11 protein-coding genes are annotated in these 18,729 nt (G+C 40.4%); 5 read left to right on the top strand and 6 right to left on the bottom strand.

The window, feature by feature from the left end; genetic code table 11:
- Window positions 1-48 precede the first annotated feature (48 nt).
- The 5 genes from AOC03_RS11485 to AOC03_RS11465 all read left to right on the top strand — a co-directional run bounded on the left by AOC03_RS11485 (window position 49) and on the right by AOC03_RS11465 (window position 8,229).
- Window positions 49-2,250 (top strand): DEAD/DEAH box helicase, encoded by a 2,202-nt coding sequence (locus AOC03_RS11485; protein WP_204247914.1) that lies wholly within the window; start codon window positions 49-51, stop codon window positions 2,248-2,250.
- Entirely contained in the window at window positions 2,204-3,589 is a 1,386-nt protein-coding gene (locus AOC03_RS11480) for a GIY-YIG nuclease family protein (RefSeq protein WP_062536145.1), read from the top strand. Before AOC03_RS11485 ends, AOC03_RS11480 begins: the two co-directional genes overlap by 47 nt.
- Window positions 3,590-3,643: 54 nt before the next feature.
- The gene (locus tag AOC03_RS11475) at window positions 3,644-4,063 is read left to right on the top strand and encodes a DUF3293 domain-containing protein (RefSeq protein WP_062536142.1); all 420 of its coding nucleotides are present in this window, start codon (window positions 3,644-3,646) and stop codon (window positions 4,061-4,063) included.
- Window positions 4,064-4,174: 111 nt separating this feature from the next.
- A complete protein-coding gene (locus tag AOC03_RS11470; RefSeq protein ID WP_062536140.1) occupies window positions 4,175-6,931 on the top strand; it encodes an AAA family ATPase in 2,757 nt (918 codons plus the stop codon).
- Window positions 6,931-8,229, top strand: a complete 1,299-nt coding sequence (locus tag AOC03_RS11465; RefSeq protein ID WP_062536137.1) for an McrC family protein — start codon at window positions 6,931-6,933, stop codon at window positions 8,227-8,229. The genes AOC03_RS11470 and AOC03_RS11465 overlap by 1 nt, the downstream gene beginning before the upstream one ends.
- Window positions 8,230-8,502: 273 nt before the next feature.
- Here the strand turns inward: AOC03_RS11465 and AOC03_RS12730 are convergent, their stop codons facing one another.
- The 6 genes from AOC03_RS12730 to AOC03_RS11440 all read right to left on the bottom strand — a co-directional run bounded on the left by AOC03_RS12730 (window position 8,503) and on the right by AOC03_RS11440 (window position 18,479).
- The gene (locus AOC03_RS12730) at window positions 8,503-8,655 is read right to left on the bottom strand and encodes a hypothetical protein (protein ID WP_157049324.1); all 153 of its coding nucleotides are present in this window, start codon (window positions 8,653-8,655) and stop codon (window positions 8,503-8,505) included.
- A gap of 125 nt (window positions 8,656-8,780) precedes the next feature.
- The gene (locus AOC03_RS11460; RefSeq protein WP_062536135.1) at window positions 8,781-10,412 is read right to left on the bottom strand and encodes a nuclease-related domain-containing DEAD/DEAH box helicase; all 1,632 of its coding nucleotides are present in this window, start codon (window positions 10,410-10,412) and stop codon (window positions 8,781-8,783) included.
- Between the two features lies 1 nt (window position 10,413).
- Window positions 10,414-11,988: a hypothetical protein gene (locus AOC03_RS11455; protein ID WP_157049322.1), complete on the bottom strand. Its 1,575-nt coding sequence runs from the start codon at window positions 11,986-11,988 to the stop codon at window positions 10,414-10,416.
- A 49-nt stretch (window positions 11,989-12,037) separates the two neighbouring features.
- Window positions 12,038-13,237: a 3'-5' exonuclease gene (locus AOC03_RS11450; protein WP_062536130.1), complete on the bottom strand. Its 1,200-nt coding sequence runs from the start codon at window positions 13,235-13,237 to the stop codon at window positions 12,038-12,040.
- A 102-nt stretch (window positions 13,238-13,339) separates the two neighbouring features.
- Complete coding sequence (gene drmB, locus AOC03_RS11445; RefSeq protein ID WP_062536128.1) at window positions 13,340-15,172, bottom strand: DUF1998 domain-containing protein; 1,833 nt, start codon at window positions 15,170-15,172, stop codon at window positions 13,340-13,342.
- A 16-nt stretch (window positions 15,173-15,188) separates the two neighbouring features.
- Window positions 15,189-18,479, bottom strand: coding sequence for a helicase-related protein (locus tag AOC03_RS11440; protein WP_204247913.1), 3,291 nt, complete (start codon window positions 18,477-18,479; stop codon window positions 15,189-15,191).
- Between the last annotated feature and the right edge of the window lie 250 nt (window positions 18,480-18,729).

Here is an 18,729-nt window from a genome sequence, read left to right as displayed (position 1 = left end):
ATAGCCTAAAAAACAACGCCATTTATCTTGTCTATAGTAGAGTAAACCATGTCTAAGCCCGTTAATATCCTCAATCAAACTTACGCCCGCACGGGTCAAAGCAAGACCCATAATTCGATGGGCATGCGGGAAATGCAGGCACGTGCATTCGAGAAGCGTCATAGCCAATACTTACTCATTAAGTCGCCGCCTGCCTCTGGTAAATCACGCGCCATGATGTTTTTGGCCTTAGACAAACTTATCAATCAAGGTGTCAAAAAAGTCATCATTGCCGTACCAGAGATGAGTATTGGTAAGTCCTTTAAATCAACAGCGCTTAGCGATTTTGGTTTCTTTGCCGATTGGGAAGTAGCAGATCGCTATAACTTATGCTTAAGTGTTGCTCAAAGTGATACTCGCAAGAGCGCTATCTTCTCAGAGTTTATCACTTCAGACGTCAGTGATAACGCTCTTCTCCAAGTGCTAGTCTGTACTCATCACAGTTTTAGATATGGCTTTGATAAAGTGATTGAGGAAGGCGGTAGCATAGCGTTATTTAACGATGTACTTATCGGTATTGATGAATTCCATCACGTATCAGCAGATGACTCTAACCGCTTGGGAGCCATACTCGATAGCATTACGACGCAGACCAGCGCGCATATTGTGGCAATGACCGGTTCTTATTTCCGTGGCGATTCAGTGCCTATCTTGTCAGATAGCGATGAAGAAAGGTTCGATAAGGTGACTTCCACCTATTATGAACAGCTCAATGGTTATGAGCACCTAAAATCATTAGGATTGGGTTATCACTTTTATAAAAAGTCATTCTTTGATGCCTTAGATGAGTGCTTAGATACCAGCAAAAAGACCATCATTCACATCCCTAACGTTAATAGCTTAACCGCTGAGACAGACAAGTATGAGACCGTTGGACGCATTATTGATATTATCGGTGTCATTGATTCACGCGATGAAAATACTGGCGTTATCACCATACGAACACATGATGGTAGGCGCTTACTACTCGCTGACTTGGTGACTGATGACGCTATAAGAGTGAATACACAGGCTTACTTGGCTGATATTACCTCTCGTGATGATATGGATATCATCGTAGCCCTTGGCATGGCAAAAGAAGGCTTTGACTGGGAGTATTGTGAGCACGTATTAACCATTGGCTATCGCGGCTCTCTAACCGAGGTAGTGCAGATTATTGGACGCTCAACACGCGATAGCGCGGGCAAGCACCATGCTCAATTTACCAACCTAATTGCTGAGCCAGAAGCGGATAAGTCTGAGGTGACAAGCTCTGTTAATGACTTATTAAAGGCCATTACTTTATCACTGCTAATGGACCAAGTGCTGAAACCTAATATCAACTTTAAGCGTCGTAGCGAGATAGACATATTAGGTACGTTAGACTTACCGGCAGGTACAGTCATTATTGATGACACAGTAAATTCACCTTCTGATCGAGTCATGAAGATACTGAACCAAGACCGTGAAGAGATATTAGCTCAGTTATGCCAGAACGCAGATCATATGAAAAAGTATATCGCCGCCGAAACCAATAACGTCGAGACCGAAGCGGTATCAGATACCGTCATCCCAAGTATTATTCGTAGTAAATACCCAACACTAGATGCCAATGAAGTACGGCAAGTACAAGAAGGTGTCATGCAATATATGGCAATCAACCGCCAAGGCGGCGTGGTTGACGGTAAAGATATTCCTGATGATGCCATCATCGAAAATGAACGTTTTTTCATTCAGAAAGGCACTGAGTATGTAGATATCGCTACTCTAAATGCTGAACGAAAAAGTCAGCTCAATGAAAACGACATTATTAAAGAGCGCCACCTGCCAGCTGATGCAAAAATATATAACCCTAAAACCAAATCAAGCAGCAGCAATGACTCGAATCCTAGCAACGGCTTTGTGAAGGTTGGCAGTAAGTTTGTCAACGTGAACAACCTCCCTATCGATCTTGTGAAATCGGTTAACCCATTTCATGATGCTTATGAAGTCCTATCTAGAACAGTCGATAAAGAAGTCTTGCAGACCATCAATGACGTCGTGCATGCCAGCCGTTCAACCGTCACTGAGGCGGAAGCGGTACTGATGTGGTCAAAGATAGTTGCTTTTATCAAGAATAAAGGTCGTCAGCCGAATAGAAACTCAGAAGATGCTATCGAACGACGTATGACTGAAGTCATCTCCTATGTCAGAAACCAAAAAGCAAAGCGAGAAGCCAATAGTCATGATTAAACTCGATGAGATCTATCAAAGTCGTGAATACAAGACACTAGAAGATATTTTTTCTAATGACAGTACGGGGCTATTAGATGATATAAAGCCCATTACTAAAAGCTCGGCGAATAACAGTGTTTTAGCGCACCAATTTGAAACTATCAATCTTTTTATCGATCAACATGGGTGCATACCCAGTAGCAGTGCCAACGATATCAATGAAAAGATAAATGCTCGCCTATTAGCTACCATACAAACCAACCACGCCAACTCGCAAGAACTGCTAGCTTTAGATAAGCATGGTTTACTAACTGCTCAAAGTACTACTTCTATCCTATCCGAAGAGCCTAAAGCCTTAGATAAGAGTATGAGCAATGAAGAAGATAGTATTGCTAAAAAAGAAGCCCGTATTAAAAAAGATGCGCCAGTAGTCGAGGCTGTTAATGAGTTACCTGTTATCAATAGTCTAGACGATATCTTTAACAGTGATGACCTAGGTATTTTTGACAACATCCATTCTGAAATCTTAGTCAGTGATAGTCAGCTCAATTCTCGCAATACTTATGACCAGTACGATGATGAAGAAATAGCAACCCGCTTTGAATGTAAGGAATTTTATAAGTTTGAGGCAACCTTTGAGCGTATCTCTCAAGCCATTCAAACGGGAGCTTTTACTAAAACTAACTTTTCATCGGTGAAAGATATCAACATTGGCAGCGTCTTCGTTTTAAACGGGATTTTGTGTTATGTCGCGGATATATACCAAGCAGAAAATCGAAAGAATGAGCGTAACCAGCAGCGACTTCGTCTGGTATTTGCTAACGGTACTGAGTCAAATATGCTTATTCGCTCACTGGCTACTGCTCAATATAAATATGAAAACAGCTATCAGTTGTTAATTACTGATCCTGACTGGATGGATGATGAGTTGGCCAAAAGCTTCGGTGATGATCGACAGCTTACTGGTGTCATCTATGTTGCCAAGCTGACTGATACGCCAAGCACCTTAGCGCACTATAAACACTTACATAAAGTTGGTTTCTCAACCCTTACAGGAGAGGCTCGTACTAAACACTCGATTAGGGATACCGCTTTCTTGCAACAGCCTGTAGATATCATTGCTGAGTGGCAGGTCTATGATGCCAATGCTCGGAGCGTGGAGGGTGTACTGCATGCCTTCTTCTATGATCAAAGAGTCAAAGTATCCTTAAAAGCAGCAAACGATAACCTCTACAAGGCGACAGAGTGGTTCAACGTTCCCCTTGATGAGATTGAGAAAGCCATTAATCTGGTTATTGCAGGAGATATTAAAAACTATCGAATGGATGGTACGGCTGGCAAGGTGGTTTTGAAATGACAATCACTTTGTATCTTTATTAACCCCTTAAACCATTACTTTAGCGAGCTATTTATGTTAGATCCTTCCCTTTTAGAAGCTTATCGTCAAACCAATTATTGCTTTGGTGACACCTCACTTAATATCGCTAAGTCATGCTCTAAATCTGCTTCTCTTTTGCAGCCATTTACTCCTGATGGCGGATTATTTATCACTGCCTGGAACCCTCTAGGAAAAGAGCTTACGGTTGAAGACAACCGAAAAGCCAATCAAAAACTAAAAGCAGAGTTACTGACACAAGGCTTGAATGTAATTGATGGTTATGGTGTAAGTAAGGACGGTAAGTGGCGAGAAGACAGCTTCTTTACTTATCCAATAGATAAAGAAGCCAGTATAAAATTGTGTTGTGACTTCAGCCAAAATGCGGTGGTATATGTTAGCTCTGATGGACTGCCTGAATTGCTACTACACCCTAATTTTTATTTGAATGAATAAGAGCTATCGATAGAAAGTTCTTATGTTTAAAAATCCTAATCCAGTGTGGCACATTCTTAATTGAGAATCTAAATTTTCACCATACGCTAATAAATGCTAACGGAATTATCAATGGAAACAATAACAGTCACAGAAAGCGACTATGAGTCCCCAGCCTTTGTTACCAAAGATGAATGGAAGCAAATAATCTCTAATAAAGACATAATGAAGCGCAGCTATATAGATGCATTAACAGCTTTTTATTTAGAACCTGGTCATAAATCTACCTGCAAAGCTCTTGGTGATAAATACAACCTACATCACAATACGTTCAATGGCGCTATCACTCAGTTCGGCAAGCAAGTCCAAAAAGAGTTAAATAGATTTCAAATCGTCAGCAATGAAGGTGGTCAAATTTATTGGCGTATTGTCATGACAGGCCGATATGACTCTAACCATTTATTTGAGTGGAAAATGCGAGATGAGCTAGTAGAGGCGATGGAAGACTTAGATTTTGTGAGTACCAATGATAAAAATATGGAAATAAAATTGAATAAAAACAAACAATACCAGTTTACTTGGATACCAGCCTTCAAAGCAATTTCGGATTGGCTAGTTGATTTTGAAGACAAACAAGAAGATTTAGTCGATATCCTCATAGAGATTGGGATAAACAATGGTCTTCAGGATCAATTAATAAAAAATGAGAAAAGTAAAGTTAAAGTCATGGACCCCTTCTCATTCCTTTCACTAATAATGAAATATGGTGAAACTCGAAGCCTTCAAACTCTTACCAAGCTACTTACCAAGCTCGAACTACAAAGTCTTATACCAACTGACTTAAATGGTTTGCCTAGATCAAACCCACAGAAGGTATGGATGTTTCCATACGGTTATATACGAAAACCTGAGTATGTCCCTATGCTTTGGAAGATATTTCACCAAGCGCGCGCTCATAGTATTGATGCGGACTTATTCGACTCTGCTATGGAGATTCCAGGTACTGCTTTTACCAAGCTCACCCAAAATTTATTTTACATAGACCCATCAAATTACTTACCTGTTGATAGTCAAACTCGTCCTTGGCTCACGTCTAAAAACATTGATACCCCTAAAGATGGCTGGCATAATTATCAAGATACCATGAACCACGTAGCCTCGAAAACCGATCAGACTTTCTATGAGATTTCTTATGAGGCATGGCTATTAAACAAAAATAAAGCTAAAACCTCTAATACTGTTTCTTCCAAAAGTGCTGAATATGAGATCGCAGAAGACTATATACCACAGCCATTAAACCGAGTCTTATATGGCCCTCCTGGTACAGGTAAAACGTATAAAACAACAGAGCTAGCTGTAGAGTGTGTTGATCCCGAATGGTACCAAGCATGGGTACTTAATAGCTTAACAGATAATAAAAAGCGTGTTTCACTTAAGCAAAAGTATGACGAACTAACCAGCAAAGGCCGCATTGCATTCACAACCTTTCATCAAAGCTTTGCTTATGAAGACTTTGTTGAGGGCATTAGACCTACCGTCAATAAAGGACCTGATAATCAATCATTAATCAGCTATGACGTTATGCCAGGCATTTTTAAAAGTATATGCAGTTTGGCCGATACCAATGCGAAAGAAAGAACCGGATCAACGCAGTCAGTTAATATTGATGGTAAGAGAATTTGGAAGTTGTCCCTTGGTAATACACTAGAAGATGAGGGTGAAGATATTTTCAATGAGTGTATTGAGAATAACTATATCCTTCTAGGCTGGGGCGAAGATATTAATTTTACAGGGTGTGAAAATAGAAAGCAGGTCGTTTCAAAGTTTGAGTCTACCCGAAACACCTCTCTTTCAGATGACCCTTACAATTATCTAGCAACTGCCGTTAATAGCTTTAAGAACGTGATTAAAACTGGCGACCTAGTAGTCATCTCTGATGGTAACCATAAATTTCGCGCAATAGCAGAAGTAAAAGGAAACTATGAATTTCTAGACTTGTCTGATCGTATTGGCTACCAACAGTCAAGAAAGGTTAAATGGCTACGAGTGTATGAAACAAGCCTTCCTAAAGAAAAGCTATTCGAAAAATCCCTGTCTCAAATGACTTTGTATAATCTTAAAGACAGTACGATTAACCGAGACAAGCTTAAAGAGCTTCTCGCACCTGAACAAATATTAAGCCCTTTAAATAAGCCTCATTTACTGATTATCGATGAGATAAATAGAGGCAATATTTCACGCATATTTGGTGAGCTTATTACCTTATTAGAACCTGATAAACGCAAAGACGGGAGCGATGCCCGCGAAGTTACATTGCCCTACTCTAAGGAAAAGTTCTCAGTACCCTCAAACCTATACGTACTTGGTACGATGAACACTGCGGATAAATCGTTGGCGCAAATTGACTTCGCACTCCGCCGTAGGTTTGAATTCATTGAGCTTCTCCCAAAACCTGCGCTGCTAGGCGATATAGAGGTATATAACATACTCATATCAAAGATACTTGAAGTGATGAATCAACGTATTGAAGTGTTATTAGATCGTGAGCACACTATAGGCCACGCTTACTTATGGTCGCTTATGGATCTACAATCAGATGAGGAAAGAGAAGAAGAGCTTGCGAATATATTTGAGAACCGTATTATTCCTCTACTACAAGAGTATTTCTTCTCAGATTGGGAGCGTATTGGCTGGGTACTTAACGACCCTGCAAAAGATAGCAAAGATAAATTCATTCAAGTTGATAACTTAACACCCGATATTAAGTCACTGTTTCATAATAGTGTGACCGACCAAATTATGGACAGACGTTATCGTATCAATAACGAGGCTTTTGATCGTGCCAAAGCCTATGCAGGAATTATCTCTGCTGATCTACAGGCTGAGTAATGCTAAAACATATTCAGGTCAGAGAATACGCTAAGCTCACTACTGACACTTCGGTCACTCCTACCCCAGATGTAGCGGTCATAAAACCCGATACTTTTAACTGGCTGGTGAGCTTAAGCGAACAGCCAAACTCTGGTAGATTTATTAGCTTTGAAAAACCTGACTGCCTGAGGCTGCATTCTTATGTAGGGTATCTACAGAGTCCTGCTGGTGAAGGTATAGAAGTCTTACCTAAGATAAGTAATTCAGAGTATGACGCACAAAACGGCAGAGCCGTATTGTGTAAGATGCTGTGCTCAGCGCTACATCTTCCCTACAAGGAAGCGCATGCAGCTCAGCTCACCCGCATGAACTTACCTATACATGAATGGATTTACAATCAATTTTTAACCCAATTAAACAGGTTGGTTGCTTCAGGCTTGCGGTTTGACTATCTAAGAGTGGAAGAGGAAAGTAAGTTCATACGTGGTCAGTTAAATGTGACTGTTCAGCAGCGTCAACCTGCTGAGCGTGCGCACCTCTTTCATATAAGACATGATATCTATCATCCTAATCGTTTAGAAAACCGTCTTATAAAATCTGCACTAGATTACATCCAAGATAATTGTCGTAGTCCTGAAAACTGGCGTCTAGCAAATGAGCTATCACATATTTTAAGCCCAGTTAAAAGCCTTGCTAACCCTATGACGCTAATGCCGAAATGGTCGAACAGCAAAACCCTACATAACTATCAGACCATAAAACCTTGGTGTGAGCTCATTCTAGAAAAAATGAACCCTCACTTCCAAAAAGGCTCACACAGAGGTATCTCTCTACTGTTTCCAATGGAACGTTTATTCGAAGAACACGTCGCCGCTTGTCTTAAAAAACTGGTTACGCCTCCATGGCAGCTTAAAACTCAATCCTCTAGTAAGTATATGATTGAAGCTAGAGACAAGCTGTCTGATACAGATAAAAACCGCTTCTATTTAAAACCCGATTTACTCATAGATCATTGTGGTGAGCACCGCTACGTGATGGACACGAAGTGGAAGCTAATTAACAGCTCTAATAGCGAGAAAAACTTTGATCTTAGTCAAAGTGATATTTATCAAATGTTTGCCTACGGCCATAAGTATCTATCTGGTAATGGTGAGCTGATGCTGATTTATCCTAGGCATGAGGGTTTTGCCCTGCCCCTACCTTACTTTAAGCTAGACAACGATTTGCGACTTTGGGTGGTTCCATTCTGCATAGAATCTGACAGGTTAGTTAACGGAGAATGGATAGATAATCTTTTAACACTAACTTCATCTTAATTCCATGCTCCAGAAGTTATTCTAAATTTAATAAACATGCTTTTTGTTACATCACCAAATCATCTACTTAATAAATAACTAACCCGCTAGAAACTTCAAAGAAGACGCTTTAAACTGCCTCCCCCTCATAATTATCGTGATACCAGTAGTTAAAAAGTAAAAAACTGGAGATCAATATGGCTTTTACTTGTATAAAGAATGATAAACAAATTCATAGTTTTGTATACAGCCTAAAAGACTGGATAGCCTTAAAAGAAGATAAAAATTCTAGCTTTAACATGGTTTGCTGTGGCAACCAGGCAACGCTGAAGATGTAGTGGCAATGGCTTGGATAGCTAACCATGTAGAGGGATAGTCACCTGCCGCTTCAATCAGCATGCGAACAGCGCATTCTTTGATCTCAGGAGTGTAGTGTCGTATTTTCATTGTCGTATTCTCTCAGAATGTTAAGTCTCCGACAATACCGGGGCGGTTCATTAGTTTACCAATTTTGATCCTACAGTTTCTTCAGCATAGCTCAAATTTTAATCAGCATACTTTTTAATACATCATCACTTATTTATTAGCTCATACACATATAATAAGGACTTAGCTCGACTCATAGCAACATAAGCCTCATTTTTTCTATTCTCGAATTCATTATATTGGCCTAGAAAGAAAACAACCTGATTTTCCAGGCCTTTAAATTCTGACACTTTCAATATGCTTATGCTTTTAGGAGGAAAGGTAGTAATAGAGTAGCTATCAACCCGAATAATAGGACATATCTTTGACAGTTTAGATAAGACCTGTCGTTCAATACCACTGTATATATCACTACAGTCATTAAGACTTTCACTGTAAGCCATGCTTGACGACAACCAGTTTGATGATAACAAAATAGTAATTTGAGAGGGATCGATCATTTGGCTATGAACCAACTCGTAAATATCCCGACCTACCTGTCCAATCAACTCATCTATATCGTTAAATTGTTGTTCAATAACTGGCAAGCCATTCCCTGCACCAGTGACTCCCATATCTGCATTTAATCGCTCTTTTATTGTTTGCAAAATTTGTGTTGTATTACGGCAATTGGTTATTAGTGGGATTTGTGCAGGGTGATGACATTGAAAACTCTCTAATACACTTATATCCGTTTGTCCACAAAGACCACTTTGCTGGTTGATATCCATAAACAGACACCAGCGACCTTGTTTCAATCCACCCTCCAATAGCCTATCAAAGAATTTAGAGGCTTCATCCGTCATCAAATCGTGCGCTTCATCAACGATTAATACTTCGATACTGAGGGGCTTGCGACTCATCATAGACTCAAGACTTCGCGCGGTTTGAATTATTAAGTTTGGGTGCATATGCTGACGACGCAAATAGCCTTGCAGCCAAGGCGAAAAGCAGACTAGTGCGGTTTTATAACCTAAGCTCGCCCAATGCATTGCCAGATGTATTGCAATAGACGTCTTACCAGTACCAGCGCCACCAGAGCAAATCACCCTCGGATTAGCAACGATGATAGCGCTCAGCTGCATTTGTGTATCAGCTAATCTATCACTACTATGGTTGCTGTCATCGAACCGTTGCGCGGTATCCATTACTGAATCAAAACTAGGTCGCAAATAGTCAACCACTTGTACAATTGCCTGCTTATCCGCAAGCAGCTTACTGTCTTTTTGCATCCAATAAGTAAATAATTTTTTTAACCATGCCTCTAAATGACGACAAGATTGCGATTCACATAATATTTCCACATCCCACTCAGCACCGATACTAGGCAAATGACAGTCTGGTAATATTACACCATAACCTATGACAAACTGCTCTATCACTGCTACAGGTAAGTTATCTTTTAGTTTGTCATAAATCCCATGTAGTGCTGTTTGTGCCTGACGAAATGGACTCTCAAACCGACTGTCTGTATTATTCAGACGATCCGTAAAACGCCACTTACCATCACTACAAGAAACTCGCCCGCCCTTTATTTCAAGGACATAAATGCCATAAGGACATACCAATAAAAAATCTATTTCACCAAATCTTTTATACTCATGATGCGTCAAGTTTAAAGAATGTAGCGCATAATAAGACTCATCACCTAATAACTTAAATGCCACAGATAAACGTTCAAATATTTTTAATTCAGCCTTGCTAGTACTGGGATAAGCTGTGTTCGGTACCATCTTCATATCAGATACCAAGCGCACGACGCATAAGCTGCTCAACCTTGCTATCGATATAGTTCAGCCCAGTCATCAAAGCTAAAAACTCATTTTGATCGATCACCTCTTCTACTTTAATAGGCTGTTTGGATTTAAACTTTGAAAAACTGGCTGTTGCCTTCATGTCATATTGACCATTAGGTAAGCTTACCTCATAGTCCAAGCAGGTCCAATTTTTATCTACAATAAGTATTTTAGCAGCTTGCCTTGGTTTTTTACTCCAAGACTGTTTTAGGTAATAGCGTACTGGCATAGGAAAATGTGTCAGCGCTAATGGATTGATATTTCGCTGTGAGGAACATAAATCAGTTAATAATAAAGAGATAGCTTTATGCATACTGGCGTAGTTTTTTAGAGTGATTGGGAGCTTAGCCCAGCCTATGCTTGCTGATATCATTATCATAGCAAGTGTGCTTTCGCTATCTGTTAAATCATGGCTATCAGACTCTAAAAAACGCTCAATGCCATCGGTATGGAAAAAAGTTAATAGCATGCGATGAAATGATTTGGTATAGGTTATCATCAGCTCATCAAATGATTTTTCTTTTAGACCTAGCATCGATGATAAGTCATCGACAAACTGTTGACTTTCTACCTGCGCGCTAGCAGGATCAATCTGACTTTGTAACAGCTCAATGATAGATTTTTTGGCTTGAGACAAATTAGACGATCCAATGATAATTTCTATCATATCAATATATAATCGACCCGCTTTATTATGCGCCTCTGCATTAGGGTCGATAATCCATTGACAGAAATCATTCAAAATATCATCTAATAAAGGCAGATTAATATCAGCTGCATTTCTTTGTAAAAGAGTCAAAAATGCATGAAGTGCTTGTTCGTTAGCGTTTGCAAGCAGATTTAAGCTGGCATAAACAGCCGTTATTGCATTGGCAAAGCTATAATTAATAGGCGTAATATCATTATTAATGCTCACTGTTGGTAGAGGGTTTGCCGCTTGATTTTTATTAAACTTAAACAAGGTTGCCTGTGTGGTCAATGGATATAGGCTAATATCCACCCCATTGGTATCTAACACCTTATCCTTGATTTTCTTGATACCTTCTTTATTAGCTAACTTGATAGCCATAATCGCGCCAGCGGCTATAGGCTCTGCTAGCAACAACATAGTTAGGTCTATATCATCATGGCTATAGTTATCCGTTGCAAAAGCTTGCGTAGCAGACATACTTTGCCATTCTTGATGCTCCACACTATTTTCCTGAGACGCTAACTGCGGCTGATAGCGTGCCTGTAGTTGTCCTTGGTACTGGCTCAAATCCAATTCAACAATCACAGGTATCAAGTCATCTCGCTCTTTTATGCTCATATCAAGCGCCCATTTAGGCGGCTTTTCGCTAAAAACTGGCGTATAACCTAACTTAAAACTTAAACTATCTTGATATGACTTTTTTCCTAACAGTTGTAGCGGGGTAATGATATCTATCATTAGATACATGAGTAGGTTTTGATGATTGGTGACAAAATACCATTTTTTGGGTATTGATTGAGATGTGGCTGTCATGTTTTGTTGTGTCATAGCGATATCCTTTGGTAATTCAAACAGTTCAAGTTGTTGCCCCATTGTGCTAACACCTATTGAGAATCGAATTATCATTAGGCAAAATGTCATCAATAGTCTTGGTATCACTGCCGCTTTTTCTTAATAAAAATAGCTTTTCTCTGGCTCGTGATGCCATCACATAGAATCGCTTTTTGAGTACATCAGTATTGCTAGGAGCATAATGTTCATCTATATCCGCTAAAAATACCGTATCAAACTCTAATCCCTTGCATGAGTGCGCATTTAGAATAAATATCCCTCCCTGACCAAAGTCAATCGATACTGGCTGACCATTGTTATAATAACCAATTGGAATGTCTTGATAGGCAGTATTACTGTTTTTCTTTTCGGTTAACTTGGCAAGATAAGCATCTAATACGGCATTATTGGGACAAATAATACCAATGAGCTTATGATCATGGTCTTTGGCTTGAATTAAGATACGTTCAATAATAGTGGCAAAATTATTGGGATGGTAACTATACAGAGTGGGCAAGTCACCCGTTGCTCTGGTATTAGGATCAGGTAAATTAGGAGCAGGTGTCGCCTCATCAGTAAAAAAGTGCCGACTGAACACCGCTATCTCATAGGAGTTACGCCAATTGATCGTCAGCTCAAACACCTCTTCTGGCTCCAAAAACATAACAGCGCGTAGATCTTTGATACGACTACACCCTTCGTTTATCTGTTGATTTTGGTCTGCAACCACAAAGAAGTTCTCAAAGCTTAGCTCCACCAGACTACTATAAAAGCTTGGCGGCATATCCTGCCCTTCATCGATAATCAGGGTGTCTTTGCTGAGCTCTGTTGCCTCATCATCTTTAGCGGTGTCAGGCTCTGCCTCTTGTTCCATATAGCTAATGATGTTATGGCTAACTTTGTCCCAGTCAATCGGTCTAAAACCTCCGTTGTTTATTTCGATAAGAGGTACTCGACTGCCTATTAATGAGAAGTAGGTTTTCATAAACCAAGATTCCCATTGTTGACTACACAGTCCTTCTCCAAAGAGTTGTTCGTTAGACGTTAGCAGGGTCCTATTATAAGCCAAACACACATATTGCTGTTGTTCTCGCGCCAACCGACGCGCTCTCATCAAGGCCACTACTGACTTACCTGTGCCCGGCCCTCCGACTATTAAGTGCTGCCCTTCTAACGGCAAATCAATAATAGAATCTTGCTCTTTGGTTAAGTCATCGATATCTGGTAATTCAAATACTCTAGGCATGTGACATCCTTTTATAGTGTTCATTGTGAAATAGTTATATCTAGCGCTAAGAGTCAATAACGTCGGTAACTGCAGCGATAGCCGTGGAGCTTTTAATAAGTACTAGAGTGTTATCATGTCTAAAACTGAAGGCATTGCACTGTTATGATCGCCTTTGACAAAGATTCTATCCAGTAAAATATTGCCACAAAAACAGCTGGTTTCTGGTAGTAATTCACAAGCATGGCAAGCGGCTTTATTTAATAAACCAACACCCTGTCCATCGTGACTGGCACAGACTGGATCTAGCGAACACCAGCGCGCTTTTTCAAAGGCTTTGCTTATTATTTTCTCTAAGCGCTCAGGCTTGGTCAGCTCAGCCAGACCACCTAAGGTACCGTCCACATCTGGAATAGCCACATAGATTAAGATACCCGCCATCGAAGTATCGTCGCTAATAGACGCATATATACGCTCTTTTAGAGATGCCGAGGGATAGCCTGCTTGAATCTCCAGCTCTTTGATTAACAGATGCGACAATGCGTGTAAAAACATAAATCTTGGCGTAATGATAATATTGGGATCAAACTTAATATTTGCTTTAGCAAATCTAGATTTAAATACTTCAGTACGTGCCATCACGTTAGCGTTTTTTTCCCACTCCGTGATAATATCGTTATCAAAGTTAATAAAGATACCCTCTCCATACAACTCAAGGGCTGGTAGCCACCCTATCTCTTTGTCGATGGCTGGAGGCACAATAGTTGGTATTTCGTCATCAATAGTGCCGCCACGAGTGAACCCTTTGAATACCATAATTTCTTTTAATTTTCTAATCTCTATCACGTCTGTAATTAGACTATTAAGTTTTTTGCTGAGTGTATTAGTGCGCTGCTGCAAAAACTCACGCCATTGATCGCTAACGTGATGAGTGACAAAGTCTTCATCTTCTTTTAGATCAACAATAGGTTCTAAGATAGCTTGGTACTCTGCCTCTAATAGCTTTAAGGTTGTCATATTGGTGTCAATATTTGGAAAACCATTTTCAATTTGAATAATGGCGTCTTCTAACTGCGCCACGTCACAGTCTAGCTTTTCGGCTACGGTCTTTTTTCTTGAGTTTCTTTGAAAGTTGCTACCTCTTAAACTTAGGGTGTCACGTAATGGTTGATTACTATAAAGCTGAGCCACAACACTATGACGCCCAATACGCGATTCAGGAGGAATGACTAAAGCACTGATAGTCACAGCACGATGAATACGGGTATCGTTGACCTCCATAACTTCACCCAAATCTTCTATCGGTAGCTCTGGTGCATAACCCATCCAAGGCTGACTCCAGCCAAAATATGGTAGTTTTGTGCCAGGATTTACTCGTGATTCTGCGCCACACTTATTGCAGGCAATCACTCTTTTATTGTTAAGGGTAAGCGTAAGAGGCTCGCGCCCACATTGTTTTTGTTTAGCTTTTTCAGCATCTTTGTGTGCCAAATAGTGCCAGTCTAGGTCGTTAATATGACCGTCATTATGTACCAGTACTAAAGACACTTGCGTTAATGGCTTTTTGCAAGGTCGATTATTCACGATTCCTTGACAGATGGGCTGATCTGTTTTTTGGTCAATCCAAGGTCTAGTATGCATAAGACCACAGCTATCACAAGCCATCCAACTGGGAAAACGTGAGGCTGGAATACAAGTACCATCTGGTAGATCATGCTTATCAAGCTTGGCGATGGGAGGCTCTCGAAGCGCCTGTTGAATGCCTAAAGTGGCTTTAATTTGTTCAACAAACATAATCTCACGCGGCGCTGTCCCATCTAATGCTATCCATTCGCTAATGTCTTGGACAATCATCAGATAGTCAGGACCTCGTACTACGGCACCTACACTACAATGCGTCAACAAGTGCGACAGTCTTATTGGTAAATATTGATACTGCTGGTTATTCATATTCATCGTTTATTACTCATATTCATAATAGTTTCATCAGACCAGTATTTTCGACATTACGCATAGATTGTAGCGTTGCCCATTGACCTCTTTCTGATTGACCATGACGGTACAATAGACTTTGTTTTGATCTATCATCTAGTGCGCTATAACAAACACTATTATCGATATCAGTTGCCACAATTTGATGCCACTCATTGATTATCTGCTTGACATGAGCTTCAATCTCTTGGCAACGTTCAGGATCAGCATTGCTACACCTATTAATAAAGGCTTGAATGACTGCTTGTATTTGCACATCGTTTTTATCGAAGTTTCGCGCATCGTTGTCCGCTAACATAAAGGGGATTGAATGGCGCAGAACAATGACCAGCCCAGCATGTAACGCGCGCTTGCGTGCTTGATACGTGTATGGCGTGACACTGGTTGGCTCTACATAACGATAAAATGACTGATGATAGGCACGAAAATTCTCATAATGTGACAAGCTACGGCTTTGGTCGCGGTAATAGTTGGTAATAACAATTCCAGGAACATGACTGCGACCGACACGACTACTGGCTTGAATATATTCAGCGGTAGTAATCGGCTGACCGTTCACCACCATCAGTGACATACGGCTAACATCCAAGCCTACCGATACCATATTGGTTGCAAGCGCGACATCGATACTATCAGGATTGGTACGCTCAAACTTCAACCTTGAAAAAATGGTCTCGTTTTGCTGAGCGGTTGAGTTGCTCGTCAGTTGCGCGATATTAAGACGGCTTGGCAAGCGCTTTTTCATAAGCTGCCAAACATCATCTTGCTCAATCTGCTTATTATCAAGCCCTTTTTGCTGCTGATACTCCTGCATTAAGCGCTCATAATGCTCTTTCACTAAAATATTGAAACTATTATGGCTATTACCCACGCCTTTTAGACTGCCGTGATAGACGAGCATACTCCACCAAGCATCTAACAGTACTTCGGCATCAGCATCCTTAGAGAATAATAAAAGAGGAGCAATCAATAACGCGGCGGCGAGTGGTGCCAAGTTTCTTTGTCGACTGAGCATAGGCGCTAGATAACCTAAATACAAGCGCCCTGGCTGCTCATCAAGCGCCACTGTTTTGGCAAAGTAGGAATCTTCAGAACTGATACCGACAGGCGGAAAAATAGCAGGCTGCTGAGCAAATAGCTTCTTGACTTGAGTATTGGCCTCTTTTATCGTCGCTGTAGACGCAATATACTTGGGACCGACGAGCTTTTGCTCAATCACTGTTGATATTGCCGCTTCATAAATGCCCGCAATAGAGCCTAATGCACTAGATATGAGATGCAGCTCATCTTGAATAATAAGCTCAGGAGGGCGGTTGCCATGACGTCCAAAAAAGCTTTGAGTCTCAGGTTTCCAAGCCAGCATGGCAAATTTATCTAAGGTTCCAATCAATAAAGTGGGCGGTTTGACATATAATACCTCATCGACCACTTGGCAAGGCAAGGCTATGTTTTGCGCACCAAACGCACATTGTAAGTTGCTACAATGAAAGTCAAAACTTTTAAAACCAATCTTTATATTTTTTGCGACATTATCAAAAGGGGTTTGACACCATGGACATGAGGTTAATACAAACTGGCTCATCTCCTCACGCTTGCCACCTTGTATTTTATTAACGATATCTTGTGCTTGTCTTAAAGTATTGGGGCTACTGTTACTCCCTACCCATAGACCAATACTGATACGCTCCTCGCCTAATCTTGGATAGTCTAAGCGCAGTAATTCCAAAGCACAGATAAGACGACAGGCGCGCATAAACTGCTGAGTGGTCAATAGTCGCAGGGTATAGCGCATCATACTGACCGTGCCACCAGCTGCCACCGCAGAAAAGCTAAGACGACGCCACAGAATAACAAAAGCGGCAACGGCTAGATAAGCCTCTGTTTTGCCGCCGCCTGTCGGAAACCAAATCAAGTCTAATTCTTGACGGTAATCGTCTGTTTCATCTATACAAGAGGCTAGACTTAATAATACAAAAGCAAGCTGAAAAGGTCGCCACTTCGGCACATCATAGCCCGACTGTATCATCTGCTCTCTCATCGCTTGATTGGCTAAACCAAACGCTTCTGCAACGACGCTATCGTTTTTGAGTAAATGTACACCTTGACGTATACGCGATTTTGCCACGTCCATACGCTCTATAATGCCAGTACCTACTTGCCGTCTTGTATCATCGAATTTATCTACATCGGCTCTTTGTGTGTTGATCCACTGTTGATAGCCATCAATAAATTCATCTAATGCACCACAGATTTGTAGGCGATTGTCTTGGATGTTTATTAAATTTTTGAGCAGTAATACATCAAAATCTGCATTGATAGCAATATCTGCTGTGACAATAGGTACCTCATAAGTCGGCATAAAATCAGTATAAATATGCGGCGTAGCTATACTATTATTTACCTCATCATCTTTTATAGTGCTGCTTTTTATATTATCATTGACTTTATCAGCTATCTTCCAGTCCACAGCTGCGCCATGACCGATGGCATAGACTTTTTTATGCTGATATTGTAGATGTAGCTCTTGATACTCTAAGCTTAAATCTTGATAGCTAATATCAGGATACTCACCGACAACTCCTTGCTCAATATAACAATCTAGCGTTACCTCAAATAAAGACTTAAACGCTCGCTGCCAGTAATAATCGCCAGCATTAGCATCCTCAATTATTTGCTTATTGACTAAAGAGATAGTAATTATCTTGCCGCTATCATGGTCATACTCTAAGACATTGATAAACGCTAACGGTTTTACACTACCCGCTTCATTCACAAAAAAAACAGGGTACTCGCCTTCATGATCAATAGTAACGGTCTGTCCATCACCCCCTAGCTGCTCTCTATTGAACGCCCAATCCTCTGTTGATGCGTATCGTCCCTCTTTTTTAATCTGCCCGTCCGAAGTTAGCTGTAGATGATCGGCTAACTGATAGCGGCTAGCACTGGCATCAACTTGCAGCTGCCAGTCACTATTTGCCATAAAAAATGAAAACCCAACCGATGAGGGCGGCACATAACGACGCTTAACAAAGACCTCCTCGTTATCCTCTTCACTAGATTTACCTAGGGTTACATCATCGTTATCCTCACAAGCAGGATCTATGCCCTCGCCACTAGCATCAATCGGATACAGCACGCCAATGGGATAGCGTGAAAGCGGTGAAATACCTGATAAGTCACCATTATTTATGTCAGTTGCTGGGCCTATCAGTTGACTTCTTAGCCAGTCGGTTACCCGTAGTCGGGATTTGGTATAGTTTTGTTTATTCATAAATATTTCTTAGTCTTAATTAAAATGGTTTATAACAATGTCTTAAGTTTTGTTATCATATTTTTATATGATTAATACAGACAGATAAGGCTTGTTTAAAACGTTACTATATATTTCCAAATAAAAGTAATGAATTGTATTGGCATAATTAAATTGGACAGTTGCTAAGAGGTTATACTAACTTAAAAAAGGAAAATAGTATTACCAACAAACGCAACCAATACACTCGAGAATTCAAATTTGAAGCCAT

Origin of the sequence: Psychrobacter urativorans (assembly GCF_001298525.1) — a bacterium.
Classification (GTDB): domain Bacteria; phylum Pseudomonadota; class Gammaproteobacteria; order Pseudomonadales; family Moraxellaceae; genus Psychrobacter; species Psychrobacter urativorans_A.
This window is presented reverse-complemented; position numbering and strand designations above follow the sequence as displayed.

What these genes read in the sequence shown, in the direction of transcription:
- AOC03_RS11485 (WP_204247914.1), top strand. Translation starts at nt 49, where the DNA reads ATGTCTAAGCCCGTTAATATCCTCAATCAAACTTACGCCCGCACGGGT.
- AOC03_RS11480 (WP_062536145.1), top strand. Translation starts at nt 2,204, where the DNA reads ATGTCAGAAACCAAAAAGCAAAGCGAGAAGCCAATAGTCATGATTAAA.
- AOC03_RS11475 (WP_062536142.1), top strand. Translation starts at nt 3,644, where the DNA reads ATGTTAGATCCTTCCCTTTTAGAAGCTTATCGTCAAACCAATTATTGC.
- AOC03_RS11470 (WP_062536140.1), top strand. Translation starts at nt 4,175, where the DNA reads ATGGAAACAATAACAGTCACAGAAAGCGACTATGAGTCCCCAGCCTTT.
- AOC03_RS11465 (WP_062536137.1), top strand. Translation starts at nt 6,931, where the DNA reads ATGCTAAAACATATTCAGGTCAGAGAATACGCTAAGCTCACTACTGAC.
- AOC03_RS12730 (WP_157049324.1), bottom strand. Translation starts at nt 8,655, where the DNA reads ATGAAAATACGACACTACACTCCTGAGATCAAAGAATGCGCTGTTCGC.
- AOC03_RS11460 (WP_062536135.1), bottom strand. Translation starts at nt 10,412, where the DNA reads ATGAAGATGGTACCGAACACAGCTTATCCCAGTACTAGCAAGGCTGAA.
- AOC03_RS11455 (WP_157049322.1), bottom strand. Translation starts at nt 11,988, where the DNA reads ATGACACAACAAAACATGACAGCCACATCTCAATCAATACCCAAAAAA.
- AOC03_RS11450 (WP_062536130.1), bottom strand. Translation starts at nt 13,237, where the DNA reads ATGCCTAGAGTATTTGAATTACCAGATATCGATGACTTAACCAAAGAG.
- drmB (WP_062536128.1), bottom strand. Translation starts at nt 15,172, where the DNA reads ATGAATATGAATAACCAGCAGTATCAATATTTACCAATAAGACTGTCG.
- AOC03_RS11440 (WP_204247913.1), bottom strand. Translation starts at nt 18,479, where the DNA reads ATGAATAAACAAAACTATACCAAATCCCGACTACGGGTAACCGACTGG.